Origin of the sequence: Pseudomonas edaphica (assembly GCF_005863185.1) — a bacterium.
Classification (GTDB): domain Bacteria; phylum Pseudomonadota; class Gammaproteobacteria; order Pseudomonadales; family Pseudomonadaceae; genus Aquipseudomonas; species Aquipseudomonas edaphica.
Map to the genome: position 1 here is coordinate 1 of NZ_VBVZ01000640.1, position 3,432 is coordinate 3,432.

General features: G+C 60.3%; 6 protein-coding genes and 1 pseudogene. 4 read left to right on the forward strand and 3 right to left on the reverse strand.

Features of this window, described 5'->3' with window-relative positions; genetic code table 11:
• Positions 1 to 86: pseudogene (locus FEM54_RS34800) on the reverse strand (glutathione transferase); the annotation flags it as partial.
• Between FEM54_RS34800 and FEM54_RS28080 the strand changes: the two are divergent.
• Entirely contained in the window at positions 54 to 959 is a 906-nt protein-coding gene (locus FEM54_RS28080) for a LysR family transcriptional regulator (RefSeq protein ID WP_138453808.1), read from the forward strand. The pseudogene FEM54_RS34800 and the gene FEM54_RS28080 overlap by 33 nt on opposite strands.
• Positions 960 to 966: 7 nt before the next feature.
• Here FEM54_RS28080 and FEM54_RS28085 read toward each other — a convergent pair whose 3' ends face one another.
• A complete protein-coding gene (locus FEM54_RS28085) occupies positions 967 to 1,251 on the reverse strand; it encodes a type II toxin-antitoxin system RelE/ParE family toxin (protein ID WP_138453809.1) in 285 nt (94 codons plus the stop codon).
• Positions 1,241 to 1,480: a CopG family ribbon-helix-helix protein gene (locus FEM54_RS28090; RefSeq protein ID WP_017137287.1), complete on the reverse strand. Its 240-nt coding sequence runs from the start codon at positions 1,478 to 1,480 to the stop codon at positions 1,241 to 1,243. The genes FEM54_RS28085 and FEM54_RS28090 overlap by 11 nt, the downstream gene beginning before the upstream one ends.
• A gap of 101 nt (positions 1,481 to 1,581) precedes the next feature.
• Here FEM54_RS28090 and fos point away from each other — a divergent pair, with 101 nt between their 5' ends.
• From fos to FEM54_RS28105, 3 genes are all read left to right on the forward strand, one after another.
• Positions 1,582 to 1,992: a fosfomycin resistance glutathione transferase gene (gene fos, locus FEM54_RS28095; protein WP_138453810.1), complete on the forward strand. Its 411-nt coding sequence runs from the start codon at positions 1,582 to 1,584 to the stop codon at positions 1,990 to 1,992.
• A 54-nt stretch (positions 1,993 to 2,046) separates the two neighbouring features.
• A complete protein-coding gene (locus FEM54_RS28100; protein WP_138453811.1) occupies positions 2,047 to 2,688 on the forward strand; it encodes a LysE family translocator in 642 nt (213 codons plus the stop codon).
• Between the two features lie 118 nt (positions 2,689 to 2,806).
• Positions 2,807 to 3,334, forward strand: coding sequence for a DUF4142 domain-containing protein (locus tag FEM54_RS28105; protein ID WP_138453812.1), 528 nt, complete (start codon positions 2,807 to 2,809; stop codon positions 3,332 to 3,334).
• Positions 3,335 to 3,432: the final 98 nt, after the last annotated feature.

A 3,432-nucleotide genomic window follows, 5' to 3' on the forward strand; every position in this document is an offset into this window, starting at 1 on the left:
GGCGAGCGCAATGGGTCGAGGGACAAGCACAGCCATAAACCGGGTAGGGACAAATAGGCGCCGCCGTCCCAGGTCGCATCGACCTCAACCTGCTGGTGATCCTCGACGCCTTGCTCAGCGAGCAACACGTCACCCGCGCCGCCGAGCGCCTGCACCTGAGCCAGCCGGCGGTCAGCCATGCGCTGGCGCGCTTGCGTGATCTGCTTGGTGACCCATTGCTGGTGCGCCAGGGCGGTGCCTTGGTGCCGACCGCCCGCGCCCTGGAGCTGGCCGCGCCACTGGCCGAAGCCCTGGCCCAGGTGCAGGCGTTGCTGGCGCCCAACCGGTTTGATCCGGCATCGGCCAAGCGCCGGTTTCGTGTGGCGATGTCGGACTACAGCGCGGCGATTTTCCTGCCGGGGCTGGTCCGCACCTTGCGCCGTGAAGCGCCTGGCATCGACCTGCAAATCGTCCAGGCCAGCCGCGAAGGCATGGTCGACGGCGTGCTCAATGGTGACCTCGACCTGGCCGCCGGGGTGTTCCCCGACATGCCCGCCGAACTGCGCACTACGCCGTTATTCGAAGAGCATTACACCTGCCTGATTGACCGCGAAAGCCTGCCGAAAAACGGCGTGCTCGATCTGCCCGCTTACCTGTCGCGTCCGCATGTGTTGCTGGAAATGCGCGGCAGCGGCACCCCGGAAATCGAACGGGCGTTGACGGCAATTCGTGAGCGCCGGCATGTGGCGATCAGCCTGCCGCACTGGGGCGTGGCACCGCAGTTGATCCAGGGCACAGACCTGGTTTTGACGGTGTCATCCAGAGGCTTGCTCAACATCGATCAGCAGCACCTGCTGGCTGTGCCGCCGCCGTTTCATATCCCTTCGTTTGCGTTTGAGTTGGCGTGGCATGCGCGGCGGGGCGGGGATTCGGGGTTGCAGTGGTTGATTGGGCAGGTGCAGGGTGTATTGTCCGTCTGAACCGTGGCTACCAGGAAGCGAGTGGCTGGCGGCGTGTATGAAAAATTCGCATCACCTGTAACCGGCCATCTCGAATACGGTAGGGAAAGATATAGGGCCATCGGGGCACTACCCATTCGCGCGTGCCGGGCACTCTGCCTTCTTTGCCCATTGCCGGAAATTCAGCGACATGTTCAAGCCCGGTCAAGATCGCCTGCACGAACTCATGGGCAGCTTTCGGGTTTTCTTCGGCAATGTAGGCCGCTTCATCGTCAAGATTCCTGAGGGCAGCCCTCAGCCAATCAACCTGCATTGTTACGCCATTTATCGGCGACTGCTTTTACTTCGGCCGCTGTCGCAAAGTCGCCCGCATCAGCTTCTTTCAATGCTTTTTGAATTTCCTCTATTTGCCAGGCCTCACGCGTCAGGTATTCGCGTAATGCATCTACGGCTAGAAAGGATTTGCTGCGCCCTGTCGCCTTGGCGAGACTGGCAAGCGTGTCGGCGACGTCTTCCGGTATGCGTAGAGACATAACAGACATAAGAGCCTCGATGTAGTGATGTGTAGTGCAACATACTACATCGTCATCGCAAAAACGGTTTGCCCCGTTCGTCACTGGGTGAATAGATAAAAGGACATTCCATGCTCTGCGGCCTTAACCACCTGACCCTTGCCGTCACCGACCTGAACCGCAGCATCGGCTTCTACCATCAATTGTTGCAACTTCGGCTCGATGCGACCTGGGACGGCGGCGCCTATTTGTCCCTACCCGGTTTATGGCTGTGCTTGTCCCTCGACCCATTGCGCTCGCCAGAGCCTGCGGCTGAATACACGCACTACGCGTTTACCGCCGATACCGGTGATTTTGCGGCGCTGGTGGCGCGCCTGCGCGCTGCGCAGGTGCGGGAATGGCGCGACAACCGCAGTGAAGGCGCGTCGTTCTACTTTCTCGACCCCGATGGCCACAAGCTCGAAGCCCACGTCGGCGATCTGACCTCACGTTTGCAGGCCTGTCGCGCCAAGCCTTATGCAGGAATGAAGTTTTACCCGTAGCGGCGGAACGTGCAGAATCGATCCACCTCATCACCGTCTATCAGAGTCGCGCCCATGACCCTATCCCTGCTGTTCGCCGTGCTTGCTTCGGGTTTTATCTATGGCATTACGCCCGGTCCGGGCGTGCTCGCCGTATTCGGTATCGGCGCTGCCCGTGGTCGCCGTGCCGGGGCGGGTTTTTTGTGCGGGCATTTGCTCGGTGACGTGGTGTGGTGCAGCACGGCGTTGATTGCCATCGTGGGCGCGCGGGAAGTGGGCAGCACAGCCTTTGATGCACTGGGCGTGCTCAGCGGTTTATACCTGTTCTGGCTCGGCTGGCGTGCGATCCGTACCCAGCGGCGCAGCAGCGATGCACCTCAGGGCGCGGCTCGGCACCCGTTCTGGCACGGCATTGTGTTCGGTCTCACCAACCCCAAGGCTTACCCGGTGGCCGTGGCGACCTTCACCGCGTTGTTGTCCAGCCGTGCCGAGTTGCTGACGTGGGCGATGCTGCCGTCGTTGATCTTCCTGAGCTTTATCGGTGGCCTGCTGGCCTATGCCATTCTGATCGGCATGGTCGGCGCCCAACGTGTGCGCACCGTGTATCAGCGCCATGAAATCCTTATCACCAAACTCTGTGGCGTGATGTTTATCGGCTTCGCCATCAATGCCCTGGCGCATGCGTTGCCGGGCCTGTTTGGCAGCAAACCGGCCTGATACAGCACGACCGTTCGTCGCACTGGCGAGTTTTTTCTAAACCTTTGCCGCCCTGAAAATTCGAATTCAGGGCGGGGCGTCTGTTCCCGCACCTATTTTTGACCTGGAGGAACCCATCATGAGCCGCATGGCTATCCGGTTACGCACCGCCAGTTTCGCGATGCTGCTGGGCCTCGGCGCCAGCAATGCTTTCGCCCAGTCGCCTGCTGAATTCATCGAGCAGGCTTCGGCCAAAGGGATGGCCGATATCGAAACCAGTCGCATGGCCCACGCCAGAACCTCGTCCCAGGAAATCAAGGACTACACCATCGAGGTGATCAACGAACGCACCCAGGCCAACCAGCACCTGGCAGCCATCGCCAGGAAACTTGACTTGCCGGTGGCCCCGCGCGAGAAGATCGTCGATAAAGCCGAAACCTTGATGCCCGAACTCAAGGACGGCGACTCCTTCGACGCGGCCTACACCGCGCAACAGGTCAAGGAAAACGAAGACGCCATTGCCCTGTTCAAACAGGAAGGCGCGGCGTCGGATGTGCCGGAAATCAAAGCGCTGGTGGATGAAACGCTGCCCAAGCTGGAAGAGCGCCTGCAAAAGGCCCGTGCCTTGGCGTCGACCTATGGCAAAGGTCATCAAGGCGACGGTTGAGTCCGTCACTTGAGATAGAAAACGGCGGTTGGATTTTCTCCAACCGCCGTTTTTTTATGCCTGGTTCAGATCGGTTTTGTTGGTCACCGCATCGTCGA

What these genes read in the sequence shown, in the direction of transcription:
- FEM54_RS28100 (WP_138453811.1), top strand. Translation starts at nt 2,047, where the DNA reads ATGACCCTATCCCTGCTGTTCGCCGTGCTTGCTTCGGGTTTTATCTAT.
- FEM54_RS28085 (WP_138453809.1), bottom strand. Translation starts at nt 1,251, where the DNA reads ATGCAGGTTGATTGGCTGAGGGCTGCCCTCAGGAATCTTGACGATGAA.
- fos (WP_138453810.1), top strand. Translation starts at nt 1,582, where the DNA reads ATGCTCTGCGGCCTTAACCACCTGACCCTTGCCGTCACCGACCTGAAC.
- FEM54_RS28090 (WP_017137287.1), bottom strand. Translation starts at nt 1,480, where the DNA reads ATGTCTGTTATGTCTCTACGCATACCGGAAGACGTCGCCGACACGCTT.
- FEM54_RS28105 (WP_138453812.1), top strand. Translation starts at nt 2,807, where the DNA reads ATGAGCCGCATGGCTATCCGGTTACGCACCGCCAGTTTCGCGATGCTG.